The 24,499-nt window shown below is 44.2% G+C and carries 17 protein-coding genes and 1 tRNA gene; 4 read left to right on the top strand and 14 right to left on the bottom strand.

The window, feature by feature from the left end; translation table 11 throughout:
* The first annotated feature begins 100 nt into the window (after positions 1-100).
* On the top strand, positions 101-1,735 hold the full coding sequence (locus BDD43_RS24365; RefSeq protein WP_121200592.1) for an FMN-binding glutamate synthase family protein: 1,635 nt from the start codon (positions 101-103) through the stop codon (positions 1,733-1,735).
* Positions 1,736-1,876: 141 nt separating this feature from the next.
* Here the strand turns inward: BDD43_RS24365 and BDD43_RS24360 are convergent, their stop codons facing one another.
* The 3 genes from BDD43_RS24360 to BDD43_RS24350 form a co-directional block, all read right to left on the bottom strand.
* Positions 1,877-3,376, bottom strand: a complete 1,500-nt coding sequence (locus BDD43_RS24360; RefSeq protein WP_121200590.1) for a POT-type proton-dependent oligopeptide transporter — start codon at positions 3,374-3,376, stop codon at positions 1,877-1,879.
* Positions 3,377-3,698: 322 nt separating this feature from the next.
* The gene (locus BDD43_RS24355; RefSeq protein WP_121200588.1) at positions 3,699-4,577 is read right to left on the bottom strand and encodes a hypothetical protein; all 879 of its coding nucleotides are present in this window, start codon (positions 4,575-4,577) and stop codon (positions 3,699-3,701) included.
* A gap of 199 nt (positions 4,578-4,776) precedes the next feature.
* Positions 4,777-5,955 carry an acetyl-CoA C-acyltransferase gene (locus BDD43_RS24350; RefSeq protein ID WP_121200586.1) on the bottom strand — a complete coding sequence of 393 codons (1,179 nt, stop codon included), beginning with the start codon at positions 5,953-5,955 and terminating at the stop codon, positions 4,777-4,779.
* A 550-nt stretch (positions 5,956-6,505) separates the two neighbouring features.
* On the opposite strand from BDD43_RS24350, the gene BDD43_RS24345 reads away from it, so the two are divergent.
* The 3 genes from BDD43_RS24345 (at position 6,506) to BDD43_RS24335 (ending at position 10,260) form a co-directional block, all read left to right on the top strand.
* A complete protein-coding gene (locus BDD43_RS24345) occupies positions 6,506-8,581 on the top strand; it encodes an HD family phosphohydrolase (RefSeq protein WP_121200584.1) in 2,076 nt (691 codons plus the stop codon).
* Positions 8,582-8,660: 79 nt separating this feature from the next.
* A tRNA-Ser gene (locus BDD43_RS24340) sits at positions 8,661-8,747 on the top strand.
* A gap of 250 nt (positions 8,748-8,997) precedes the next feature.
* On the top strand, positions 8,998-10,260 hold the full coding sequence (locus BDD43_RS24335; protein ID WP_121200582.1) for a site-specific integrase: 1,263 nt from the start codon (positions 8,998-9,000) through the stop codon (positions 10,258-10,260).
* Between the two features lie 513 nt (positions 10,261-10,773).
* On the opposite strand, the gene BDD43_RS24330 is transcribed toward BDD43_RS24335, so the two are convergent.
* The 11 genes from BDD43_RS24330 to glgP form a co-directional block, all read right to left on the bottom strand.
* Complete coding sequence (locus tag BDD43_RS24330; protein WP_121200580.1) at positions 10,774-11,943, bottom strand: glycoside hydrolase 100 family protein; 1,170 nt, start codon at positions 11,941-11,943, stop codon at positions 10,774-10,776.
* A gap of 7 nt (positions 11,944-11,950) precedes the next feature.
* Entirely contained in the window at positions 11,951-13,093 is a 1,143-nt protein-coding gene (locus tag BDD43_RS24325; RefSeq protein WP_121202104.1) for a glycosyltransferase family 4 protein, read from the bottom strand.
* On the bottom strand, positions 13,090-13,734 hold the full coding sequence (locus BDD43_RS24320; protein WP_121200578.1) for a PIG-L deacetylase family protein: 645 nt from the start codon (positions 13,732-13,734) through the stop codon (positions 13,090-13,092). Before BDD43_RS24320 ends, BDD43_RS24325 begins: the two co-directional genes overlap by 4 nt.
* A gap of 59 nt (positions 13,735-13,793) precedes the next feature.
* Positions 13,794-15,338 (bottom strand): ATP-binding protein, encoded by a 1,545-nt coding sequence (locus BDD43_RS24315; RefSeq protein WP_121200576.1) that lies wholly within the window; start codon positions 15,336-15,338, stop codon positions 13,794-13,796.
* Between the two features lie 169 nt (positions 15,339-15,507).
* The gene (locus tag BDD43_RS24310) at positions 15,508-16,728 is read right to left on the bottom strand and encodes an ABC transporter permease (RefSeq protein ID WP_121200574.1); all 1,221 of its coding nucleotides are present in this window, start codon (positions 16,726-16,728) and stop codon (positions 15,508-15,510) included.
* Positions 16,729-16,740: 12 nt separating this feature from the next.
* Positions 16,741-17,484 carry an ABC transporter ATP-binding protein gene (locus BDD43_RS24305; RefSeq protein ID WP_121200572.1) on the bottom strand — a complete coding sequence of 248 codons (744 nt, stop codon included), beginning with the start codon at positions 17,482-17,484 and terminating at the stop codon, positions 16,741-16,743.
* Positions 17,481-18,755 (bottom strand): efflux RND transporter periplasmic adaptor subunit, encoded by a 1,275-nt coding sequence (locus BDD43_RS24300; protein ID WP_121200571.1) that lies wholly within the window; start codon positions 18,753-18,755, stop codon positions 17,481-17,483. The genes BDD43_RS24305 and BDD43_RS24300 overlap by 4 nt, the downstream gene beginning before the upstream one ends.
* Positions 18,756-18,767: 12 nt before the next feature.
* Positions 18,768-20,120: a TolC family protein gene (locus BDD43_RS24295; RefSeq protein WP_121200569.1), complete on the bottom strand. Its 1,353-nt coding sequence runs from the start codon at positions 20,118-20,120 to the stop codon at positions 18,768-18,770.
* Positions 20,121-20,249: 129 nt separating this feature from the next.
* Positions 20,250-21,950, bottom strand: a complete 1,701-nt coding sequence (locus tag BDD43_RS24290) for an HAD-IIB family hydrolase (protein WP_121200567.1) — start codon at positions 21,948-21,950, stop codon at positions 20,250-20,252.
* Positions 21,951-22,032: 82 nt separating this feature from the next.
* On the bottom strand, positions 22,033-22,791 hold the full coding sequence (locus tag BDD43_RS24285) for a patatin-like phospholipase family protein (protein ID WP_121200565.1): 759 nt from the start codon (positions 22,789-22,791) through the stop codon (positions 22,033-22,035).
* Positions 22,792-22,794: 3 nt separating this feature from the next.
* Positions 22,795-24,498, bottom strand: coding sequence for an alpha-glucan family phosphorylase (gene glgP, locus BDD43_RS24280; RefSeq protein ID WP_121200563.1), 1,704 nt, complete (start codon positions 24,496-24,498; stop codon positions 22,795-22,797).
* Position 24,499: the final 1 nt, after the last annotated feature.

Here is a 24,499-nt window from a genome sequence, read left to right as displayed (position 1 = left end):
GGGGTCACCGTCTGTCAGCCAACAATAAACTTTAGGGCAAAGCTTTCGCAAAAGGGCAATAACATTAAATTTGCCGCCTCATTATTTTAATTCCATCGCCATGCGGAAACTTTTTATCCTATCAGCCATACTGCTTACAGCCATGTTAATAGCCTGGGCGGTTGTTTGGCCGCCTGCACTTTGGGTATTTTTACTGTGGGTTCCGGTAGTGATTGTTGGTATTGCCGATTTGCTGCAAAGTAGCCATAGCATTGTGCGCAACTTCCCGGTGGTTGGCCATTTGCGCTACTTAATGGAAGAGCTGCGCCCCAAAATATACCAGTACTTTATTGAAAGTGATACCGATGGAACGCCCTTTAACCGCCTTAACCGCAGCGTAATTTACCAGCGCGCCAAAAAGGTTGATGATACCCGCCCCTTTGGTACCGAGCTTGATGTTTACGCCAGCGGCTATGAGTGGCTTAATCACAGCATAGCTGCTATTGACCATAAACAGCTTAACGAAGACCCGCGTGTACTGGTAGGCGGCCCGGCTTGTACACAGCCTTACAGTGCCAGTATTTTCAATATATCGGCCATGAGTTTTGGTTCTTTGAGCCAGAACGCTATACTGGCCCTAAACGGCGGTGCCAAACTGGGCAACTTTGCCCACAATACCGGCGAAGGCGGCTTGAGCGATTACCACTTACAACCCGGTGGCGATATTATTTGGCAAATAGGCACCGGCTATTTTAGCTGCCGCCATACCGATGGTACGTTTGATTATAATGCCTTTGCCGAGCGTGCAAAACTGCCACAGGTAAAAATGATAGAGATTAAACTATCGCAAGGCGCAAAGCCGGGGCACGGCGGCATATTGCCGGCCGCCAAGGTTACGCCCGAAATTGCCCGCATCCGTTTGGTTGAGCTGGGGTACGATGTGGTATCGCCGCCGGGGCACACGGCCTTTAACACGCCCTTGCAAATGATGGATTTTATAAAAAAACTGCGCCACTTATCTGCCGGTAAACCCATCGGTTTTAAACTATGCGTTGGGCACAAAAGCGAGTTTTTGGCTATTTGCAAGGCTATGGTACAAACCGGTATTTATCCGGATTTTATTACCGTTGATGGGGGCGAAGGTGGTACGGGCGCAGCTCCGCTTGAGTTTTCAAACTCGGTAGGTATGCCTTTGCGGGAAGCACTGGCCTTTGTTTACGATGCCTTAACGGGGTTTGATTTAAAAAAACACATCAAAATTATAGCATCGGGCAAGGTAGCAACCGGGTTTGATTTGGTTAAAAACTTTGCCTTGGGTGCAGATATGTGCAACAGCGCGCGCGGAATGATGTTTGCCCTGGGCTGCATACAGGCCTTAGAATGTAACATGAACACCTGCCCAACCGGAGTTGCCACGCAAGACAAAGGCTTAATGCGCGGCCTGGTGGTGGGCGATAAAAAAGTAAGGGTAGCCAATTTTCACAAAGAAACTATTGGCAGCGCGGTACAAATGATAGGGGCGGCGGGTTTAAAAAGTCCCGCAGATTTGCACCGGTCGTTTATTTACCGCCGGGCGAGCCATAACCTTATACAAACCTATTCGCAACTTTTTCCGTACATCGCCAAAAAAAGTCTGCTGCAAACGCCTCACCCGCTTGCCTTTGAGTTGGATATGGCCATTAGCAGTGCCGATACCTTTGTACCCGATTATAACAAGGTATCATACGTGCATATTGATGCAGTAGGGGCGGTGTAGATGTGTTGTTTTTGTTTTTTACAGCATCAATTATAAATTTGGTGGTATTTTACAACCCGGCAATGCTTACTTTTTTGCACATGCCTGTACAAAAAAAGCTCCGGCATAACCGGAGCCTTTTCTGATACTTTTAATGTTCAATTACTTTTCGGGCGTTTCGCCTGCTATTGTTAAGTCATCAATAACCACATCCGGATGTTCTATGTAGCTTCTTTCTTTTAAATGTGGTGCAACAAACATAAACAACAATAAAAAAACCGCAACAACACCCACAAAAAACCAATAGTAATTTGCGCCAACTAAATAATTGGCAAAAAAGCCGTGGTTTGATATGTTACCGTTTATCATTCCGGTAAACAGGTTACCCAGTGCCACAACCAAAAACCAAATACCACTCATTGTACTTTTCATGGATATTGGCGAATGCGTGTAGGCGTATTGTAAACCGGTTATTGATACCAATACTTCGGCTGCGGATAAAATTCCATAAGCTAATATTTGCCACCAGATAGACGGCGAACCACCGTGGTCAATGTTGGTTTGGATAAGTGCGATAACTACAAACGACAATGCGGTTAAAAATAAACCAAAGCCAAGCCGCCTTAATGGAGTAGTTTTTAAACCTATTTTATCAAGCGAAGGGTATATCCAGTAATTAAATATTGGTATAAATAGCAGCAGGAATATGGTATTAACGGTATTAACCTGGCCGGCAATAATATTAAACGAGGTAAAGCCAACGTTAAGGTGCAGGTTCATTTTTGCAGCTTGTAAAACCCATTCCGAAAGGCATTGATCCCAAACGGCCCAATAAGCGAATGCAAAAAAGAATACTGCCATTACGCGATAAACGGCTTTAAAACCTTCTACCTTTTCAGGATCATATTTTTCTTTGGCAACATCTAATATTGATTCGCCTGGTTTCTTTTTGCTCATGTTCCTGAGCGCGTAAAACGATACAAAAATTAGATTATTTTTATTTACACCTGCCGGTGGAATTCTGACATACGATTTACGGCCCGAAAAGAAGATAATGGTAGCAAGTGCCATTAATAAACCTGGTATACCAAATGCCCATTGTGCGCCGTAGTATTTATACGTCCAGGGTATCAGCATGGTTGAAAACATAGAACCGGCATTGATGCTGAAGTAAAACCACCCGTATACCTTAGAAAGCAGATCTTGATTACTGGCATCAAACTGATCGCCCACGTTGGCCGATACGCACGATTTAATACCACCCGCGCCCACAGCTACCAATACAAGGCCTGTTATAAAGCCATTTAAATTACTATCAAAAATGGCTAAAAAAAGGTGCCCAAAGCAATAAACTATAGATAGCCATAAAATTATCCTGTATTTCCCGGTAAACCAATCAGCAATTAAACCACCTACAAATGGAAGCGTGTAGGCAAGCGTTACAAAAAAGTGAGTACTGGCGTTGGCATGGGCTTCGGCCACGGTAGTTAAAGCCTTATTACCTGTAGGGTTAAAAAACTGAGCCACTAAAAAAGTAACTAAAATAGAGCGCATACCATAAAAGCTGAAACGCTCGGCAGCCTCGTTGCCAATAATGTAGGGCACGCTTTTTGGAAAACGTTGTTTTGGTTTTGCTGTTACCGTAGGGGTAGTATCTTGCATAGTTTGTGTTTAATATTTTCGCTAAAATAAGATTATTCTGATAAATCAAAATTTAATGCTGTAAAGTAGCCAGAAAATTTGAAATACTAACTGGCATCCCGATATTATTACAAATCAAATTGTGATTTGGATAACGATGTTTTGATTTCGGATGTTCGATTTCGGATTTTTCTGAAACTACCGCAAAAAGAACAAACGGACTTGTAGAGCCGCTCGTTATAGTTTAGAGATTGCTGGGTACATCGCGTAGAGATGTGCAAATTTTAAATCAAAAAATAAATCCGAAATCGAACATCCAAAATCTCAATTTAAAAAACATCCATCATGGCTTGGCTTTTGGGTCGGTTAGTTGTTCATCGCGGGCATCGGGTATGTTTCGCATGTCAAGGTTGTCTATAAATACCCAGTGGCCTTGTTTGTACCGGTAACCCGAGTAGCTCATATCTGGGCCGTAGCTTTCGGGTTTGTTTTTGGTTTTGGCCTCGGCGGGCGACAGATGGTCGAAAATAATAAGTTGGCTGCCTGCAATATACCTCAGCATCATGGAGGCTTGGCTTGAATATTCAAAAACCACGCGGTTGCGTGTTTTATTGTTGCCATAAAAAACGGGCATGCCAAAAACAGGTTTGCCGTTTGCGAATGTTAACACGTCGATCACCTTTTTGGTGGATTGGCTGTTGTTGCCCTTCCAGCCCAATAGCGTGTAATAGGGCGTTGCGGCATCGGGTTGTATAATTTTGTAGTATTGCGCGCCGTACCATTTTTGGTTATCGGCAATGGTATCTTCGGGGTTGGTTATCCCTGCCGAATAATCTTGCAGGGGGAAAAGCTGCAACCCGCCGTTGCTGTTCATCTGTATGGCACCGTAATATTGGTAGCTGCCATCGTCGTTCAGCATGTGCCAGGCCATTATCCTGAAATGGTTGTCGGGCGCGTTAACAATGCTGATGTTTTTGATAGAATCGAAGGGGTATTGGTACGATCCCGGAGTTTTAAGTGCCTTTACCAGCATTTTAATAAAAGCGTAGGTAGCATTGCGGCGTTCGGGCTCGTTATCGTTGGTTATAAATTTATTGCCCAATGTTTTCAGGCTATCTTGGTAAGCCTGAAGTTGCTTTAAACTTACCGCATCAAATTTTTGCTGCGCCGAAGTGCTAAAAGCGGATAGTAAAAAAATGATGGCGAATAGGTGCTTTTTCATATTTGTTTTAGGCCTTGTTATAGCGGATATACATGTTGGCTATGCCTTTGTGCGGTTGCTTCGTACCTCGCAATGACAAAAAGCTAATAAAATTGTCATTGCGAGCGATAGCGTGGCAACCGCACGGAAGCCGGGCAGCTACGCAAATCGGATATGACTTGCGCGGTTACTTCCCCTTGGCAAACCAGGTTAATACCCCTTAACGCAAATTTTCAATTACAATTGCGCTTGCGCCGCCGCCGCCGTTGCAAATACCGGCAACGCCAAATTTGCCGCCGTTTTGCTGTAATACATTAAGCAAGGTAACCACAATGCGCGCTCCCGAAGCACCCAGCGGGTGGCCCAGCGCAACAGCGCCGCCGTTTACATTTACTTTGTTGGCATCTAAATTTAATATTTGGTTATTAGCCAGCGAAACTACCGCAAAGGCTTCGTTTATCTCAAAACAATCAATATCATCAACACCAAGCCCCGCGCGGCTTAAAGCCAGCGGAATGGCCTTTGATGGGGCAGTGGTAAACCACTCGGGTGCTTGCTGTGCATCGGCGTAAGCTATAATTTTAGCCAGCGGCTTAATGCCCAGTTCGTCGGCCTTTTGTTTGCTCATGAGCACCAGGGCCGCGGCGCCGTCGTTAAGGGACGATGCATTGGCGGCGGTTACGGTGCCGTCTTTTTTAAACACGGGTTTTAGTCCCGGTATTTTATCAAAGTTAACGGCATTGGGTTCTTCGTCGGCATCAACCAGGGTGATGTTACCTTTTTTGTCTTTAATTTCAACGGCACTAATTTCGTTAGTAAACTTACCGGCCTTTTGGGCATCCTGGGCGCGGTGGTATGATGATATGGCAAAGGCATCCTGCTCATCGCGGCTGATGTGGCATTCGGCGGCGCAAAGTTCGGCAGCCGAGCCCATATGGTAATCGTTGTAAACATCCCAAAGGCCGTCTTTCACCAGTCCGTCGGTAATTTGTCCGTGGCCCAGGCGGTAGCCGTTGCGGGCTTTATCCAGGTAATAGGGCACATTGCTCATGCTTTCCATGCCGCCTGCAACTACAATGTGGTTTTGGCCCAGGGCAATGCTTTGCGCGGCCAGCATAATGGCTTTGGTGCCGCTGGCGCAAACTTTATTAATGGTGGTGGCGGGTACATCGGGCAGGCCGGCAAACTTGGCGGCCTGGGTTGCCGGTGCCTGCCCCAAATTGGCCGACATGACATTACCCATATAAACTTCCTGTACTTGCTGGGGCTGCAAGCCCGATTGCCTGACGGCTGCCTTAATAGCTGCCGCACCCAGTTGCGTTGCCGAAAGCGACGATAAGCTACCCCCAAAGCTACCTATAGGTGTGCGGGTAGCGGCTACAATATATACTTCGTTCATGATGAAAATTCGTTAAAAAATAATTGGTGGGGCAAATTTAATGTTTGCGTATTGATATAACGTAATTATTTACGGAAGTTGTTTAATGGGATTGCAATTGTGTGGGGAGACTGATTTTTTTACCACAGGGAACACCGAGATTTTGCACAGCGTGCCCGCGCGTTAGGGATAGGAGCGGATACCGGCCTGTGGCTAAGGCCCGTGCAGTATGAGCGGATAGCCCGGGCCGTAGGCAACGCCCACGGGTAATTTGGGCTGCAATAACATTGTTTGATGCATTGCCCCGGTAAATAGTTTGTTAAGTATTGCACCTAACGGCGCAAAATGGATTTGATATGATTATTCTACCGGGCTATTGCACCTAACGGCGCAGATATACGGCGATAATAAAGATGTGGGTACAGGGTAAGCATCGGTTAACGCAAACCCTAATCTGATGCTGTTATTTCACGCCAAAAAGCCTGCATCTAACACCTCAAACCACCCATAAAATGCCTAATTGAACAATAGCAATTATAAAACAAAAAACTTATCTTATTTTTGAGTTAACATGGCAACACTTACACCTTCGCGCCAAAGGGCTTTGATGCGTAAATATGCACGCAACGTAAAATTTATTATGATGCTGCTTAGTATTGCCATTATTGTGGTATCGCTGCCTAAGCAGGCCAAATTTAGGTACGAATACGATAAGGGCAAGATTTGGAATTTAAAGGATTTAGTATCGCCTTACAGCTTCGCGGTTTTAAAATCCGACGAGGAGATGAAGGAAGACCAGGCCGCCGCCGTACGCAGCGTAATGCCCATTTACCAGCAGGATAAAGAAACACCGCAACAAAACCTGGAGGGTTTTAAAAACGATTTTGAAATAAAATGGCGCAATGCCGGGCTCAAAGAAAACCAAAAGCAAACCTATTTTTCGCTGGGTTACAATTTGCTGAAGCACGTTTACGAAACCGGGGTACTGGCCCTCAATAAAAAATACCAACTGGGCGACGAGAATTACCGCATTACCATACTGCAAAACAACGTAGCCAAAGAAACCAATACCAGCCAGCTTTACACCCGCGAAACAGCGCTGAGTTACATTGACCAGGTTTTATCAACCTATAAAAGCATTGATAAAACTTTTTTGATAGCCGTAATGCAAAACCGGCTGCAATATAACCTTAACTACGACGAAAAGCTGACGTCGCGCTTTGAGGATAACGCGGTTGACGGCCTATCGCTAACGCGCGGTATGGTGCAAAAGGGCGAAGTTATTGTGAGCAAAGGCTCGGTAATAAACCAGGAAATTTATCAAAAACTCGAGTCGTTCCGCGCGGCGTTTGAGGATAACGTGCGCGTATCCGGCGATCCGCGTTTGGTAGTACTGGGCCAGGTATTGCTGGTTGCTATTGTTATTACCTTGTTAATGGTGTTTTTATACCTTTTCCGTAAAGATATTTATTTTGATAACCGGTTGGTGAGTTTAATTTTGCTGGTTGTTACGGCTATGCTGGTAACGCTATCGTTATCCATCAGGGTGCAATTGCCTAACCTGTATTACATTCCGTATTGTATTGTACCCATCATTATCCGTATTTTGTTTGATACCCGCCTGGCGCTTAATATACACCTGCTGGTGGTGCTTGTAGCCGGGTTTTTTGTACCCAATAGCTTTGAGTTTGCTTATTACGAAATTACGGCCGGTATGGTGGCCATTTACAGCATAAAAAACCTCATCAGGCGCGAGCAGTTTTTAATATCGGCCCTTATTATTGTGGGTAATTATTTTGTGGCCTTTTTAGGGATTTCGTTTATACGCGAAGGCAGCCTGTACAGTATTGACTGGATGGAGTTTGTGCCCTTTATTTTTAGCGTTGTGCTTACCCTGCTGGCCTATCCGCTTATTTACATCTTTGAGAAGATATTTGGCCTCACGTCGGACATTACGCTCATTGAGCTTACCAACACCAATGCGCCCTTGTTGCGCAAACTGGCCTTTGCCGCACCGGGCACGTTTCAGCACTCGTTACAGGTAGCCAATTTGGCCGAGAGCGCCATATACAGCATTGGCGGCAATGCGCTGTTGGTTAGGGCCGGGGCTTTGTACCATGATATTGGTAAAATGGAAAGTCCGCTTTATTTTATTGAGAACCAAAACTCGGGTTTTAACCCGCACGATAGGTTGCCTTACCAGGAAAGTGCCCAACTAATTATAAGGCACGTGAGCAAAGGCGTTGAGATGGCCCGCAAGGGTAATATACCCGAAATTGTGATTGATTTTATACGCACGCACCACGGCAATACCCGGGTTGACTACTTTTATCAATCGTACCTCAAAAACTTTCCCGAAAAAATTATCGACGAAAATACATTCAGATACCCCGGCCCCATACCGTTTTCTCGCGAAACAGGTGTTTTAATGCTTGCCGATTCGGTAGAAGCGGCCTCGCGTTCGCTACACGAACCCAACGCCCAGAGCATTGATGCCCTGGTTGACCGCATAATTGAGTACAAACTTGACCAGGAACAGCTAAAAGACAGCGATATTACTTTAAAAGATATTGAGACTATCAAGATGATTTTCAAGAAGATGCTGATGGGAATTTATCACGTGCGAATAGATTATCAGAATAACTGAAATTTTTTTTTGATGCGAGATGCGATTTGCTATATTTGCAATCCCAAAAAACAGGGACATATGCATTGGCACATGTTACGGTGAGGTGCCTGAGAGGCCGAAAGGATCAGTTTGCTAAACTGACGTACGGGAAACTGTACCGAGGGTTCGAATCCCTCCCTCACCGCTGATTGAATAGTCAAAAATTGCCAAAAGCCTGTAAATTAAATATTTACAGGCTTTTTTATTGCTATGAGTTAACCAAAACAAACACTAATTCGCAAAAAAAATGAGCGTCATCTATGGCGTCTTTATTTCGTCAAAAAAAGACGCCACGGAAATGGCTTAATTAATTGAATTTCAGCATGTTTGTGCGATGGACATCTTGATTTTTTACCTCTGCATTTCGATATTTATTCACTTAAAAAACTATCGTTATGTTAGAAAAAAGTTTAGGCTTAATGTTTTTCTTAAAACAGCCCAAAAATTACCAACGCGGACCAATGTACATCTACCTCAAAGTTACTGTTGATGGTATTTCTAAAGACATCTCTGTTAAACGTTCCTGGGAGCCATCTAGGTGGAATTCGAAAGGAAACTGTGCCAGCGGTAATAAAGAAGACGCAAAAGCACTCAACGAGTATCTTGATGTACTACAAAATAAAGCATATGAAGCCCGGAAATATTTAATAGACCGGGGCAAGGTGGTTACTGCTTTAGCTATGGTGGAATTACTATCCGGGGTTAATGAACGGAAATGGATGTTACTTGCATTGTTTGAAGCACATAATAAAGAGCTAAAGAAAATGATTGGTAAAGGTGTAGCAAAAGGAACACATACTAACTTTGATACTTCCTATAGACATACCTCCAAGTTTATTAACTGCGAATACAAAGTACATGATATTAATATCCGTTCTCTAGACCTTGACTTTATTAAGAAATTATACAATTGGTACCGAACAGATCAAGGGCTTAACCATAATTCGGCGTTAAAAAATATTGCCAATATGAAAAAGATAGTATTGGATTGTGTAGATAATGGATGGTTAGTAGGAGACCCGTTCGCTAAATTTGAGATGACAAGAGAAGATGTCGATACCATCTATCTTGATAAAGAAGAAATCCAACGAATTGCGTCCAAGAAGATAGATAATGATCGTCTTTCGAGAGTAAGGGATTTGTTTGTATTTTGTTGTTTCACAGGTCTGTCTTTTATTGACGTTAAGCAATTGAAACGTTCCGAAGTGACCATGGCTCACAATAGTGAACTAAGAATTTACAAGAACAGGCAAAAAACAGGAACACCAGCAGTGATACCTTTATTGCCAATTGCTCTCGTTATTCTTAATAAATATAAAGATGACAATGCTTGCTTAGTCAAGGATATGCTTTTACCGGTTTTAAGCAATCAAAAATATAATTCTTATTTAAAAGAGCTTGCTGACAGTTGTGATGTTAATAAAGAACTAACTTCGAAAATGGCTAGAAACTCATTTGCCACCACCGTGACACTGGCTAATAATGTTCCAATTGAAACTATTAGTAAAATGATGGGGCATAAAACGATAAAGCAAACTCAGCACTATGCAAAGGTCTTAGCTATTAAGGTAACTGAAGATATGACATTGTTGAAAAAGAAACTGCACAGAAATAAATTTATTTCCGCAGAACAAATTGACCAATGTTCTAAAATCTGAAGAAGCGGATTGAAATACTTTTTAAAGGATTATCGTCTTCTGGAGTGGAAATTCCGCAAGGCTTGACCACATGATTCCATAGGCGTTAGAGCATCAAATCGTGTATTCTGCTTTTCAAAAATATTTCTTTTAGTCAATAAAATAGCCTAGTCAAAGTGTTACGGCATCGATTGATTACATCCTTGGAATGAGGTGATCAATGGCCTCGGAATTTGGAATCTGCTGTCGGATTCGTCACCGGAACTATTGGAAAGAGTGTACCTGACAAGTTGCCAATATGACACTCCCTTCCGAATTGATAAGTGGGATGAATACGGAACCTTAATCGTTTTGATGTTTATTATAGCATAGAGATAATTGCATCGGTGTTGAATGATTGGGCATCTGCCGGACGAGTTGCCAAAAGGTTAATTGAGTGGGCATTTAAACCTTATATATCAACGTTATTGCCGGCAAATTATGCAGTATCAATCAAAGCTATATCCCATGAAAATTCAAAATAGCGGGTAAGAACTACTTCCGGATATCCTCAAAGAATGGTGTCTTCTTTATTTCCACACATTTAGCAGCATAAAGATAAAGGGCAGCACTCCAGGTCTGCCAGTCCTGGCCCATCACTCTACCGTCCTGCGCTTTTATCCATTCATTAAAACCGTAATCCAGCTTTTTGTCACTTGAGATGCCGATTAATTTAGTCAGCGCTATTAGCTTTTCTTCGGCCAGCACGAATTGACCGGCAGCAACAAGTGCGGCGATATAAAAGCCGCATATAAATGGCCAAACTCCTCCGTTATGATAATGTCCAGGCAAATTAAAGGTTTCATACCGGGGGTGCCAGTCGGCATCCCCGGGCAGAACAAACGGGAAAAAATTAGGAGGCAGGTCAACAGCCAAGTCACCTTTTACTTTCATATTCAGGCATTCTTTTTCAATCCAGGAGATTATTTCCTCCGCCTGTAATATGGAAGTCAGACCTGATAATATCGCCAGGCTGTTCCCAAGCAGGTCAAACCGGTCGCTGCAGAAAATTTTGTACGACCAGAATGCGTAATAGGGCTTGTTTTTTACTACCAGGCCTTCATGAACATGATGCTGTATAAAGCCACCTGTGATACTTGGCTCTTTAAGTTCTTTACTTAGCCCGTTTGCCCTTTCGTGCAGGCCAAACAAACGAAGATAGCTATAGACCAAGGTATTTACGTACAATCCATATCCGGTGACCCACTGCTCATCCCGCCAGTCGCTTGTAGGTTGTTGGGCCACCAGGTATCGATCATCGGGACTTTGGTATTCCATCCATTTCAGCGATTTTGAAACAGCGGCTTCCAAAAAAGCGGTTTCTCCGGTGAGTTTTCGGTAAATGCCAACACCCAGTAAAAACAACGGTGTGGTATCGCTTGCGCCACGATCCTCTTTATCATGAACAAGAGAGGTAATATGGCCAAGCGTTGTTTGATTTTCTGCCAGCGTTTCCAACACTCTTCGGGTACTTGCTATAAGTACCTCGTCAGCTGTTACCGCTATTCCCAATATGGAGATCATTAAATCCCTGGTGTATGGCTCGGGATACCCCCATCCGGCGGTGCGGGGCAAACCATCAAACGGGCCATTCGCATTATACGTTAAAACCTGAATGGCGGCCATCCTGGCTTTTTCTATGATTTCCCAATCCGTAGTTTCCATAATCAGCTTATTTAATTGCTATATTTTTTTTGACCAGTTCCATGAATTTTTCAGCCACTAAACGGTAATCGAAATTCGCTACTACGCGTTTACGACCGGCTTCGCTTAACTTCAACCTCAACTTAGGATCGTTTAGTAATTCCACCAGATATTTTGCAATGTCATCGACACTTGCCCTGTAGTCAATTGTTCTTGGCACGTCAAATAGGACTTTTCGCTGTTTGGCTAACCCGCATTCATCCCCAATAGTTACTTCACTCACTCTAATATGTTCGGCAACCGCTGCAAGCAATGCCGTCTCCCCGTTTACCAAAGTATCGAGCATGCCCATCGCATTAATTCCTATAACCGCTTTACCGGACGCACCAGCTTCCACCTGGGGCATACCGAAGCCTTCCAGCCGGGAAGGACCGGCATAAACATCACAGGCCCCGATCAGGTAAGGCATAAAGTTACGTGAGGTAATACTGGTGGCATAGATTACTTTTTCTTCAATACCCAGTTCTTTAGCCAGTTTCAGATCTTCACTGTTTTGTATGGCGGTTCGCGGCTGCGGCCAGGTTTTACATACATAGCGCCAGTCGGGTAGCTGATCGTCTATGCGGGCTAAAGCCTGCATCACTTCTCTTGCACCCTTGGATGCGGCATCGCCGCCTACCGTTAAGATCATTAATTGTTCAGGTGTGATACCCAATGAATCTCTTACCGCTAAGATTTTTGGATCATCTTTAGCGTACGGTGTAAATTTATCGGTATCACAACCAACAGGCAATACTTCAATTTTGTCCCCGCAAATGCCGTCACGGACGTACATTTCCTTTACCCAGTTCGAGGTAACTAAAATCAGTGGGAGTTTATTGAGCACATCCTGATAATTGGCAATGTAACCATTGGCCACTAACCAGGGAACGGGCTGGATTCCAAATCGCTGCGGATGCAGGATCAAATGGGGTGTGTGTCCCCAATAACCTATACCAACTGCGATATCCGGTTTAAACCACCGATAATACCATTCTTTCTCCTGTTCGGATTCATAGTGGACTGAATGGACATCTACACCCATTTCCAGCAGCCCTTTGTAAAGCAGGCTTCCCTGGGTAGCAAGTCCCCCTGGTGAGGCCGGGTAATCATATAATAACAGGACTTTCATGAGGCGGCTCCTCCTTTCGCCACCCATTGCATTGCTTTTACCGGGTTGGGGAAATACCAGAAAGCTTCATTCTGTGGGGTTGTTTTAGCCTCCCAGCTGCTTTTTTCAAAGCCATAGGTCAGGGTAATGATATTGTATTTCAGGTCATACACACGTTGCTCCAGAATATGGTAGAAATCGGCATTGACCTGCGGTTTCGGATAGTGACTTTTGTGCCCGTCCTCATAGGCAAATGTCCAAAGCTGCTTTGCTGCGATCAGACCTTTCGCCCATAAATTGATTACTGCCCTGCTGATTTCTTCATGCCTGAGATGCCTGGTATACTCCCCGTCCGGGTTGTGCGTAATAACCAGATCATACATCAGATCCGGAATTAGTCGTTTAATCATTTCCTGTACGTCGTTATCTTTTAGTGGTATTTGTTCAGGGCCGTCATTAAGGTCACCCATAATCCCTGTCGCTCCTAATACGGTTAAAGCCTTAAAGAATCTGGGGGCTCTGTCCTGATCACTTTTCCTGCAAAGGCAAACCACATAACATTTCCATGAAGGATTGCTCATCATTGTACCTCCGGCCCATAAGGTTTCATCATCGGGATGCGCTACTATAATGGCGACATTCTTTAACTTTTGCAATTCCATTTATTTTAGGGGATAAGCTTTTTGGCCTTTAACTTTCATGTCTGGCCTTTTCAATGTTCTTAACAGCAGGCAGCTAAAGAGACTGGCAACGTGAACCAAAAGCTACTACCCTTCCCCAATTCACTTTCCACTCCAATTTGACCACCATGTTTCTTAATAATTTCCGCTGCGATGTATAACCCTAAGCCCAAACCTGAAATCTGGTTGCTGCTGGCATCAGCCTGATAATAACGGTCAAACAAGTGCGGTACCTTGGCAATTGGTATTCCTGGTCCTTCGTCACTAACTGATACTTTTGCGGTATCCGCATGTTTGCTGATATGAACAGCTATCGTTTTCGATTCTGAAGCATATTTGACGGCGTTATTTACAAAATTGGTAATCACCTGGTCTATACGGTCAACATCTGCCAATACCTGCAAATCCATATCGCCAGTTGTGTTGATGGTGTAATCTCCGGCAGCGCGGATATGATAACAGCAATCATTAACTACCGTTGAAATGTTGAACCATGTTTTATTAAGCTCCAGCTGTCCTTCATTCACTTTACTGACATTGAGCAGGTCAGCCACCAATACACTTAATTTATCAAGGCTCTTATTGGCCTGGTCAATTAACTGGGGTAACTTTAACGGCGAAGGGTTATCCTTCATCCTGCTCAACAGCTGCAAAGCAAGCTTCAGACTGGTAACAGGCGTTTTAAGTTCATGACTGGCCACGCTGATAAATTCATCTTTATGCTGGATCAGTTTCCGGCGCTGAGTCACATCCATAAAAGTACCGACGCCTTCAGTTATTATTCCGTCATCATCAAATATGGGGGCCGCATTAAAAGAAATATAAAACCGCTCTCCATTACGCGGCTGAATGGCGATCTCCTCATCAAAAACAGGCTTTCCGCTTGCCATCATGATCATCATCGGGTGTTCCTCATGGGGCAACGGAGAACCATCCAATCTCAAGTTATGCCATTTATCATCATTGTAATTTCGGGCTAACATTCCGGCCTGATCCAGTCCGAAGATCTTTTGGGCCATCGGGTTAGTGTAGGTCAGCTTACCTGCTTTGTTAACAATACATACCCCTTCGGCCATGGTTTCCAGAATTTGGGAGAGGTGCCGTTCGTTATGACGCAAGGTTTCCTTGATCTTCCTGGAGTTTCCGAGGGCTGTTTTAAGTTGCTTTTCGCTATCCTCCAGATTTTTCTGGGAAGTAAAATCGTCCAGCACCGTAAATCCGAAGGTTTCGTTTCCTTCGTGGTACAACACAGTGGTTACGTGAACCCACACTAATGATCTATTTTTTTTTACTAGGCAGGCTTCCAGTTTAAAAAATGGGAGTTCTTTATGCCAGAGCGCCTCCTGCAGGTCGTGCCATTGCCCTCTATATTCGGCGCAGACATACTCCATGATCTTAGTCCCTTCAATTTCTGCTGCCGGGAATCCTAATAATTCAATAAGCGCCTGGTTAACTTTTATAATGGTCAGATCAGCATTGAGGATTTTACTGGCCGCGCTGGTGAGGTTGAAGATCGTATCAAACTTGTCGCTGGCCTCTTTTAACTGACTTTCAAAAGGCATTAGCGATTTTTCAGTTAATGTCATCTGTTAGTTTCAATTAATTTCTGGTTATGGAGCAGGGTGCAGTTTGAATATCGGCATAAACGTAATTAAATAAAGATGCGTAGTTGTTGCATTATATCTCTTACACAACTATGTGAATAAATTACATGATTCACACATTCTGAGAACGATAATATAATTATGATTTCATTTATTCATACCGTAATGCCTCAATTGGATCTAATTTCGAAGCTTTCTGCGCCGGATACCAGCCGAAAAAAATACCTGTAAGTGCACAAACCACAGATGATAGAATCACGGACGATTGAGAAACGACCGTGGGCCATTTAAGCATCAGTGTAACGAGCCAAGTGGAAAGAAATCCTAAGACTACCCCTATAACACCGCCGGTGACACTGATCAGGACAGCTTCAATCAGAAACTGTAGGAGTATATCTTTTCCACTGGCACCGATGGACATACGCAGGCCTATTTCGCGTGTACGCTCCGTAACGGACACATACATGATGTTCATAATGCCAATACCACCTATTACCAATGATATTCCTGATACAACAGTCAACAGTATGGTTAACAAGCTACTCGTTGAACTTAGCGTATTAATGAGTTCAGCCTGGGTACGTACCGTAAAGTCGTTATCTTCTGATGGTTTTAACCGATGGGATTCACGAAGTATTCGGGTAATCTGCACTGTCGCGGAATCTATCACTTGTTCATTCGCCGCTGAAGCAAAAATATTCTGAAAGTAAATGGATGCCAATATCCTTTTTTGCACAGTGGTATAAGGAGCGATCAGGATATCATCCTGATCTTGTCCAAAAGCGTTTTGTCCTTTAGGACTGAGAATACCTATGATCTGGAATGGTATTTTATTAAAGCGGATGATCTTACCTATCGGGTTATCACCGTTCGGGAACAGGTTATCAATCACTGTCTGGCCAATCAGGCAAACCTTGGCAGAGGCCCTCACATCATCGTCTGTAAATGCTATACCGTCTTTAAGTGTCAACATCCGTATATCGAGGTATTCGGTGTTAACGCCCTGCATCGTCGTTGGCCAGTTAAGCGCGCCGTTGATCGCCTGTGATTTAGAGCTAACGATCGGGGACACCGCCGTTACGTATCCGGAACCTTCCCTTATAGCAGTGATATCCTTTTCGGTCAGGGTCTGGTAGCTTGATCCGGCTATTTTCACACCACCCTGGAGATTACTGCTGGGTAAAACGGAAATCATGTTAGAGCCCATGCCGGAAAGCTGATCATGAATACTTTGCTTGGAACCCTCACCTATAGCAACCATGGCAATAACCGAAGCTACACCAATAACAATACCCAGCATGGTTAAAAATGCCCTAAGCTTATTTCTGAGCAACGCTAAATAAGCTATCCGTAAAAGGTTGAATATATTCACAGCTTTCTTTAATTATTCGTTGTTAACCGGCAATGCCGCTAATGTATCTTTGGCCGATGCCGGCGTTTCATTCTTTTGATCGCTCAATATCTTGCCATCACGAAGCGTTATGGTGCGGTTGCTGAATGTAGCGATATCTGGTTCATGCGTTATAAAAACAATGGTTTTTCCCTGTTGGTTCAAATCCTGCATCAATGCCATGATTTCATAGGAGGTACGGCTATCCAGGTTGCCGGTGGCCTCGTCTGCTAAAATCATCACCGGCTCATTGATTAATGCCCGTGCGATGGCTACGCGCTGCTGCTGCCCTCCCGATAACTGGTTTGGCATGTGATCAAACCTGTCAGCAAGTTTTACCGCTTCCAGGGCCTTTATGGCCCTGTCGTGCCGGTCGATGCTGTTTACCGTGTTATTATACAACAGCGGGAGTTCCACATTCTCTAATGCGGAAGTCCGGGGTAGCAGGTTGTAGGATTGAAAAACGAATCCGATCTTACGGTTACGCAGCTGCGCGAGCTCATCACGGGTTTGTTTGTTAATATCCACGCCATCTAATAAATACGATCCGCTGGTAGGTTTATCCAGGCACCCTAAAATATTTAATAAGGTAGTTTTACCCGAACCACTGGCGCCCATGATCGTTACAAATTCGCCCGCCAGTATATCAAAGGTGATTCCCCTTAGGGCGTGAACCGTTTCACTGCCCATCAAAAACTCCCGCTTCAGGTCTTTTATTTCAATTATTTTTTTGCTCATTTTGCCCGTCCTCCGCGCTTTTGTTGTTTAGGCATAAAAGGGCTGGTGCTGGCTGTACTGGCTTTTGCCCCCTGGGAAGCCCCAGAAGTTAAAACACCGGTTACGACCAGATCAGCTGGGGTAAGGCCCGACAGTACTTCCACTTGGGTATTATCATTTAAGCCGATTTTTATTTTCCTTTTAACCAGTTTTTTGCCCTGTAACAGCCATACGATTGCGGCCTGAGCGGACAAACCCATACTGTCGGTGCGGTTTTTAACCGCCGATTTAGCTGATGTGTTGGTGCCGCCGCTGAGTTTGGCCTTGCTATCATAACCGGCATCGTCCGTAAGATGATATTGTACTTTCAAAGATGAGTCGGGCGTAAACTTGATGGCTTTTGCAGGTATCAAAAGAGTGTGCTCTACTTCCTTTGTATAGATCACAATGTTGGCGGTCATTCCCGGCTTGAGTTTCATATCATCATTGGGCGCATTAATGATGGTGGTATAAGTGACCACATTTGCCGAAACAGAAGGGCGAAGCCTGATATCTTTGACAGTGCCGATAAACTTGTCGTTAATGAATGCATCCACCGTAAAAATGGCACGCTCTCCTGCTTTAACTTCTCCTATATCCGCTTCATCTACATTGGCATCTACCTCCATTTTGGTAATGTCCTTAGCGATCACGAAAAGTGTTGGCGTGCTAAAACTTGCAGCAACAGTTTGCCCGATATTGATATTCCGGTTCAGTACAACACCGTCAATAGGCGAATAAATATCCGTGTAGGATAGATTTTTCTTTGCAGAACGTACCTGTGCAGCCACACTCGCGACCGCTGCTTTAGCCGCATTTAAGGTATTCAGCGCTATATCATAATCAGCTTTACTAATGGCATCAGCTTTAAAAAGCTGGTTCTGCCTGCTAAAATTATTTTCAGCGTAAAGGCGCTGGCTCATGGCACTCTGCAAATTACCGTTAAATTGGTCTAACGTGGCCTGTAATAATGATTTATCCAATTCGGCCAGTAACTCTCCCTTATTCACTTTTGAATTAAAATCAACATACAGGTATTTAATGATTCCCGATACCTGGGAACCAACCGTAACGGTGTCTACAGGCTCTATTTTACCGGTAGCGGTAACGCTTTGCGCGATATAGCCATAAATAGGGTACTGCGACTGGAGCACACGCGGTTTAACTGTCTTTCTGATCAAAAAGTACCATACCAGCGAAATGGCCAGTAGCACGGCTAAAACAATTCCTGATATTTTATAGTAACGCTTCATAATGGCCAATGCTTAAAGTGTAATAGGGATACCCCGGTAAAAATCATAGATCTTTCGGCTGAGCAATTGATTGTAACTGGCCTGAATGAATGCCTGCTGAGCTTGTACAAAAAGGTTTTTCTGTAATAAAAAGTCCACCGTATTGGCTGCGCCAACCCGCAGTAGTTCAGCGGCTATGCGGTAGCTTTCTTTGCTGTATTGATAACCTTCCTGCGCGGCCATATACTGGCTTATCGCGTTTTCAACATTAATATAAGCCCGTTCTACTGCCTGTGAGAGCACGATCCGGGTATTACTAAGATCAAGCCGGGCCTGGGTTACGGCTATTTTAGCCTCTTCAACCTGTGTTTTAACCACCCCTTTATTAAATATGGGTATCGTTAGCGTTAAGCCTACCTGTTGGTTAAAGTTGTTTTTTAGCTGACCAGGATATCCAGCTTCCTGGCCGCTGTTATATCCCGAATTAAGTGCTGCACCCCCGCTTAGAGATGGCTTGTAACCAGCCCTTGCTTTAGCTGTTTCTAACTCTGCTATATGTACATTTAACTGGCCGTTCTGTACTTCTGGCCTGGTTTTCAAGGCAAATTGTTCAACATCCTGAAATGACGTAACGCTATCGCTGAACTGTATTGATTCAGGCTTAATGATATCGAATCCTACGCCGCTGTTTAACAGCAGTATCTGCTTGAGGGTAAGCAGGTCGCTCCGCTCCGCATTTCTGAAATTAACCAGGGTGTATTGGTCTGCTGCCTGCTGGGCCTGCAATTGGATGAGGTCTTTTCGGGCCACACTTTCCGCTTTATATTTTTTTTGCGCGAGTGCTACCTGGGCCTTTGACGTATTAACCAGATCGGTATTATAAATAATGTTTTCTTTATCCACTAGAACCGTGAGATAGGCTTGGGTAATTTGCAGGGTAATATCATTTTCCTGCTGGATAATATTCAGATTGGCTGATTGAACGTAAAGGTTTTTTTGCCGGATATTATTGTTGACATAGTTACCGTTATACAGGGTAACCGATGAACTCAGTCCGTAACTGCCGGAGGATGTAAAGCCGGAGCCGCCTGTGCCATTATTACTGTAATCATTCCCATGAGCTAGATATTGCGAGGCCGAACCCGATAGGTCTGGCAACCGCGCAGCCCGGGCCAAAAGGTATTCCTGCTGACTGGTTAGCTGTGAAAGCCGGAGGCTATTGATCTGCGCGTTATTTTTCTTTGCGTAAGCTACACAGGTTTGTAAATTCCATTTTACCGCCCGGGTAATCCCTGCGGAATCTTGGGCTTTCAAAGGCGCGTATAACCCAATGCTGAAAAAGCAAAGCGGTGAAACTATTTTTAATAACGTAGCAGCATTAACCATCTTTGAGTATTTATGCGCTTCTTAAAGATGCCTTTTTTGCAAAAGCAGCAATGTTAACACGGTACAAAGTTGGTTATTGAACTGTAGCAATTCATTACACAACTCCGTAAATAGCTTACATAATTCACACTAGGCAGGCAGGGTATACCTATTCAAAATAAGGCTGAAAATCTCCCGCCGAGATAAAGCAGGGTTGGGTTCGTTGTTTTCAATAGCTTCCGAACGCAGGGATAGTTTCGGGTCTTTCACGGAATTCCTGAACCATTTCGAATAATCGTGCCGGTGTAAATGGTACAACCAGGTTTCGTCATCTATTCCCGCTGCCATCTGAATAAACATCATCAGGTTATTTGCTTTCAGGTTCAGGTGATTTGAGGGGCCGGTGAAATAAAAGCTGTTGGAATACATATCCCCGCTGGCGTATTTTCGCTTGTGGCGCATCAGGAACTGACCCGGCTCACTGCTTTTGATGATGGCGACGCTTTTAGGTTCTTTTTGCCAAACCAGCACATCCCTTTTTTGAAATGCCGATAATTCCGGAATAACAATAGTATCACCGGTAACTGCGGCAAATAATCCGATGGTTTGGGCGGGCAACTGTCCCATCGCCAGCATCATATCGATTCTTTTTAAAAGATCCGCACAAAGCAGGTCTGGTTGGGTCGTTATCGCGAATATATTGGTGAAATCTTCCGGAAAATCATTGAAGCTTTCCGTATTTTCTTTTGGTAGCACATGATGCGCCTCATCAATAATGATAAAATGGGGGTGTCCGGTATTTTTACGCAGTTCCGTAAGAGCGTAACGAAGTTTTTTGAAATAGGCAGGGCGATCATTTAAAGGTATGGAGAGGAAACAGACGATGGCATTTTCAGCCGTTTGACTAAGTACTTTAACAACGTGATCAATCAAAGGGGGCTGACTGCTATCTCCAATTGTTATAGCACCGGCTAAGTCCTGGTAGTCGCCTTCGGGGTCTATCAGGCAAAACTGGTACTTTTTGTCAATCAGTTGGCCCATAAAAGCTGCTGCCAGCGTCGTTTTACCGCAGCCAGACGTACCCGTCAGCAGGATGTTGTTTCCGTAGGGGCTTATTTTAAATGGCGAACCATCCGCTTGTTTGCCTATTTCAAGATAATGGCGTAGTAACTTTGTATCAAGGTTGACCAGATCATCCTGAATTAACCGGCTGATTAACTCCGATACGCCTTCGCCACGCTGGCCGGCCGTTACCAAGTCTGCGGCAGCTTTCAATTGTGGTAAAGCATTATTGACAGCTATGGCACATTCCGCAGCCTGCAACATGGCATTATCATTTTCAGCATCACCCACTGCCACCGTATTATGTTCTGAAAGGTTTAGTTCTTTAAGTGCCCGGTGTAAACCGGTGGCTTTATTTACACCCGGAGGCAAGATCATTATCGCCCCTTTGTTAAAGATCACCTGGTATTCCAGGCCGGCGTTTTTAATTGTTTCCAGTACAAGATCCTGGTGGGGTTCCCATGTTGCTACAATAACTTCGCCCACCGACAGCGGGATACCCTTGTCTTTTAAGGCCTGGATAAAAGAATCCGGCGGTCGTTCACCCAACAATATCTTTTTCAGCGTTGCCGGGTGGTAAATTAACGCCCCGTTTTCACCGACGATCAAATCAAATAGCGTGTATTCAGGAAATATCGCCTGTAACTGATCCAGTTCGCGACCTGTTACCAGGATAAGGTACCTTCCCGTTGCTTTAAGCCTAACCAGCGCATCTAAAGTTGTCCCGGAGACGTGTTCATTTTCAGCAATTGTTCCATCGTAATCCGTCGTTAATATATGATATCGCATCCCGTTCCTGTTTAATTTAAAGATTGTTGTTTACCTGTTGCTGAGTACTGACCTGCAACATAAGTAAGTATGATTTTTATCATTAGGCGAGTAATAAAAGTCGTCCTTTTTGAGCTATTGCTTTCTGGTACCCGATCTCAAAAATTTCATCAGCATATTTCATTTCAAACATATTGTACTTAAATAGCGGCGGTTCAATCAAAACGTCGCATAACATTGCCTGTAAAGCGACCTTTTTAGCGATAGCCAAATGGACGCATCGTTCCAGAACCTGTAACTTAGAAAGCTGTACCCCTTCATTATTTAAAAGTTTGTTGACATTCGATCCGATGATTTTATCGCATTTACCTGAAAGGCAATCAACCGGGAAATTATTAAGTACACCGCCATCAACCAAAAGCATACCCTGATAGGGAATGGGGTCGAATAAGGCCGGGATGGCGGCTGAGCCGACCAGTACATCATATAAAGGCCCTTCAGAGAATGTTAAGCTAACGCATTTTTCGATATCAGTAACGGTTACCAACAAGGGGGTTTTCAGAAACTCGAAACCGTTTTGCGGTATGGCCTCTACCAGCACCTCTCTTAATATTTCCGGTGAAAAAAGGCCTCCCGAAGTCATTACCGCTGCCAAGACACTCATGGGTGAGTGATCTTTCGCAATATTCAATATTTGTTTGGGCGTGTATCCAGCTCCGTAAAACGCTCCTATTACAGCACCTGCACTAACGCCGGAAATAACCTTTGGCTTAATGCCCATTTCCTCCAACGCCTGTAACAGGCCAAGATGGGCTATCCCTCTTGCACCACCCCCGGAAAGCACCAAACCTATATCAGCCATTTATTACTCAAAAGATAATTGCATCCGTTCCTTAGTTTTTTCCGGTAGGACAAGCTTGTACATCAATTCATAGTATTCCCTGGCAAGTCTGGCCGATTCAAATTGGGGGTCAACATCCTCAGCCGCTTGTTTAATCATCTTGAACCATTCTTTATTATCCTTATAATAAACCGGTAACACACTGTTTTCCAGCATATCCATGAGATTGGCATTTTCAATGCGATCTTTCGTGTCAACCGGCTGATCCTGATCTGCTGGCGTAATGAGAAAACAATTCTCCCCCTCTTTGGCAAACTCCGGCACCCAGCCGTCCGGCATAGATAAATTTATTGCCCCGTTCATTGCGGCTGTCATGCCGCTCGTACCTGAAGCCTCGTGGTACATTCTTGGATTGTTGAGCCACACATCGGCCCCTTTTTTTAGACAAGCGGATAATTCCAGTTCGTAGCCGGTCAAAACTGCACAATTAGCCAATGGTTTGGTTTTACCGATGATCCAGTTAAAGAGATCAATGCCTTGTCTATCTTCAGGATAAGGCTTGCCCGCCCAAATTAATTGTACCGGATATTGGGTATTATGGATTAGCTTTAGAAACCTTTCCCAATCCTGCATAATCAGATCGGCGCGCTTGTAACCGGCAAATCGCCTGGCCCACACTATGGTCAATTTATCTTCATCAAATAGTTTCCCGCATTGATCCGCAACAATTTTGAAAAGCTGATTTTTAAGTTCTGTTTTACGGGTTCGGAAAGCAGGTTCATCGTGATTATTGATGGCCTGATCAGTCGAAATATCTACCCAGTAATTCTTATTCTGTGCATTCGTGATGGATATGATCTCACATACGCCTTGCTGACCATTCCACATTTTCCTGGCAACTTCACCATGCATTTTAGAAACACCGTTAGCTTTATGCGCAAACTTCAATGCAGCCAGTGTATAGTTAAATTTACTACCCTCCACGCCCAGGAGTGAACGGACTTCCTGCTGATTCAGGTGATAGAAGAAAGACATCTCCTCAAGCAGTTCAAAGCTATGCTCTTCGTTGCCCGCGCTTTCAGGGGTATGTGTGGTGAAAACTACCCGCTTGCGCACTTCTTCGAGCGACTTATACTTTTCATACAGGTAAAAACTCAATGCGACCCCATGTCCTTCGTTAAGGTGATAAATTTCAGGTGTGAGGTTCATCAGATCAAGCAGCATGCCTCCACCAATACCTAAAACGATACTTTGGGCAATGCGGGTGGCTTCGTTAGGGTCATAAAGGCAATGGGTAATTGACCGCGATTCTTCATCATTTTCCGGGATATCCGTGCTCAGTAAAAATAGTGGTGCGGTTCCGAAAATCTCAGGTTTGAGGAGATATGCACGTACTTGCACAGGAGCATTGTGAACCTGTACGGTAAACGCAAGTCCGGTATCCTGCAAAAAGGAGTAATCCTTTTCAATAAAGCTGCTTTTCATCAAAGCGTTACCATCTCTTTCCTGATCGTAATAACCATATTTCCATAAGATCCCAACACCGATCAGGTTTTGCTTCAGTTCAAACGCGCTCCGCAGGTGTGATCCTGAAAGAAATCCAAGTCCGCCACTATAATTCTTCAGGGCCTGATCTATGGCATATTCCATAGAAAAATAAGCAACGGGTAAGGAATACTCCGGATCTGGTTCGTATCCGAACAAATCTTTTCTGTTGATGGGATTCATG

Source organism: Mucilaginibacter gracilis (assembly GCF_003633615.1).
Classification (GTDB): domain Bacteria; phylum Bacteroidota; class Bacteroidia; order Sphingobacteriales; family Sphingobacteriaceae; genus Mucilaginibacter; species Mucilaginibacter gracilis.
This window is presented reverse-complemented; position numbering and strand designations above follow the sequence as displayed.

Excerpts from the sequence above, each read along its gene's own strand:
- BDD43_RS24365 (WP_121200592.1), top strand. The coding sequence starts at position 101 with ATGCGGAAACTTTTTATCCTATCAGCCATACTGCTTACAGCCATGTTA.
- BDD43_RS24360 (WP_121200590.1), bottom strand. The coding sequence starts at position 3,376 with ATGCAAGATACTACCCCTACGGTAACAGCAAAACCAAAACAACGTTTT.
- BDD43_RS24355 (WP_121200588.1), bottom strand. The coding sequence starts at position 4,577 with ATGAAAAAGCACCTATTCGCCATCATTTTTTTACTATCCGCTTTTAGC.
- BDD43_RS24350 (WP_121200586.1), bottom strand. The coding sequence starts at position 5,955 with ATGAACGAAGTATATATTGTAGCCGCTACCCGCACACCTATAGGTAGC.
- BDD43_RS24345 (WP_121200584.1), top strand. The coding sequence starts at position 6,506 with ATGGCAACACTTACACCTTCGCGCCAAAGGGCTTTGATGCGTAAATAT.
- BDD43_RS24335 (WP_121200582.1), top strand. The coding sequence starts at position 8,998 with ATGTTAGAAAAAAGTTTAGGCTTAATGTTTTTCTTAAAACAGCCCAAA.
- BDD43_RS24330 (WP_121200580.1), bottom strand. The coding sequence starts at position 11,943 with ATGGAAACTACGGATTGGGAAATCATAGAAAAAGCCAGGATGGCCGCC.
- BDD43_RS24325 (WP_121202104.1), bottom strand. The coding sequence starts at position 13,093 with ATGAAAGTCCTGTTATTATATGATTACCCGGCCTCACCAGGGGGACTT.
- BDD43_RS24320 (WP_121200578.1), bottom strand. The coding sequence starts at position 13,734 with ATGGAATTGCAAAAGTTAAAGAATGTCGCCATTATAGTAGCGCATCCC.
- BDD43_RS24315 (WP_121200576.1), bottom strand. The coding sequence starts at position 15,338 with ATGACATTAACTGAAAAATCGCTAATGCCTTTTGAAAGTCAGTTAAAA.
- BDD43_RS24305 (WP_121200572.1), bottom strand. The coding sequence starts at position 17,484 with ATGAGCAAAAAAATAATTGAAATAAAAGACCTGAAGCGGGAGTTTTTG.
- BDD43_RS24300 (WP_121200571.1), bottom strand. The coding sequence starts at position 18,755 with ATGAAGCGTTACTATAAAATATCAGGAATTGTTTTAGCCGTGCTACTG.
- BDD43_RS24295 (WP_121200569.1), bottom strand. The coding sequence starts at position 20,120 with ATGGTTAATGCTGCTACGTTATTAAAAATAGTTTCACCGCTTTGCTTT.
- BDD43_RS24290 (WP_121200567.1), bottom strand. The coding sequence starts at position 21,950 with ATGCGATATCATATATTAACGACGGATTACGATGGAACAATTGCTGAA.
- BDD43_RS24285 (WP_121200565.1), bottom strand. The coding sequence starts at position 22,791 with ATGGCTGATATAGGTTTGGTGCTTTCCGGGGGTGGTGCAAGAGGGATA.
- glgP (WP_121200563.1), bottom strand. The coding sequence starts at position 24,498 with ATGAATCCCATCAACAGAAAAGATTTGTTCGGATACGAACCAGATCCG.